2 protein-coding genes are annotated in these 1,175 nt (G+C 46.3%); both read right to left on the bottom strand.

The window, feature by feature from the left end; genetic code table 11:
* Positions 1 to 17: 17 nt before the first annotated feature.
* Positions 18 to 506, bottom strand: coding sequence for an ATP-binding protein (locus GY683_RS02805; protein ID WP_297287300.1), 489 nt, complete (start codon positions 504 to 506; stop codon positions 18 to 20).
* Positions 507 to 514: 8 nt separating this feature from the next.
* On the bottom strand, positions 515 to 1,175 hold a 661-nt coding region (locus GY683_RS02800), incomplete at its 5' end, for a tyrosine-type recombinase/integrase (protein WP_297287299.1).

Below are 1,175 nucleotides of genomic sequence, written 5' to 3'. Positions count from 1 at the left end.
CATTACTCAAAATCCACTCATTTAGAGCCCTTTGTCGGGTTATCAGGTTTTTTGCTCTTATTTTTCTTAGCCATTTCCATGCGGTAACTTTCAATGTTGAGCTCCAAAATCACACTGTGATGCACCAGCCGATCAATGGCAGCAGCGGTGACCATCGGGTCTTTAAAGATCTGCTCCCATTTAGAAAAAGGCAAATTACTGGTAATCATCAAACTGCCGCGTTCGTAGCAATCGGCCATCAATGTAAAGAGCACTTGCATCTGCTGACGGCTTTGCTGCACGTATCCGATGTCATCGACGATGATCGCATCATAGCGTGAGAGCTTTTTGTGCAATCCAATTTTGCCGACGTGCTTCACACTCCAGTTTGAGCAGTTCAAGCAGATATTGCTCATAGCTAAAAGATTCGCTTCGCACGCAATCAGCAATCTATTGATAACATCCACGCATGGTAGACATCTGAAGTTGCTTGAGATCGTCGAGAATTTGTTCATGGTGATTTGCATGATTTGATTTACCTGCTTTCTGTATTTGTCGTTACGCCAATTGTGTCGGATATCTGTGGGTGTTGAATTTTCTCATTTTCAGATTGGCTCAATATCACCTGCATTGCTTTGAAGTAATCTCTTTTAACTTTTACATTCGACACCTTGCAGTAGCGTTGAGTGGTCGTAATCCAATTGTGCCCCAATAGATCCTGGATGGTCTCCACCTCGGCCTCCGCGTTTAAAAGTTGGGTTGCCATGGTATGGCGCAGGCGGTGACAGCAAACTGGGATGCCGCTTTTCTTGGCATAATACTCTATGCGCTTCTGAATGCCGCGCACCGAGATCGGCTTTCCCTTATAAGTTCCTTTGTCGACTAAAAAGACTTTTTTCACCCGGTAATGCCGCCGTAGTTTCAGATAAGCATCCAGCGCATCAGCAGCATCGTCACTCATGTAGACCACCCGATCTTTGCTGCCCTTACCGTTTAAAACCATGATCTTGCACTGCTTCAGATCAATGGCGCCCAAGGTTAAATCAGACACTTCTTCCACCCGCAAACCGCAACGCAGCATCAATCGGAACATGGCCCAGTCACGCTTGGTTTTGATCACATCAAAGAACTGATCAATTTGGTCTTCCCTTAAAGGCCGTGGCAGCGGTTTGGGCACCCGCAAGCGCCTACCGGAT

The organism is Moraxella sp. (genome assembly GCF_024227015.1).
GTDB lineage: Bacteria > Pseudomonadota > Gammaproteobacteria > Pseudomonadales > Moraxellaceae > Moraxella.
This window is presented reverse-complemented; position numbering and strand designations above follow the sequence as displayed.

Bases quoted from the DNA above. Each gene is read 5' to 3' on its own strand.
- GY683_RS02805 (WP_297287300.1), bottom strand. From the start codon at position 506: ATGCAAATCACCATGAACAAATTCTCGACGATCTCAAGCAACTTCAGA.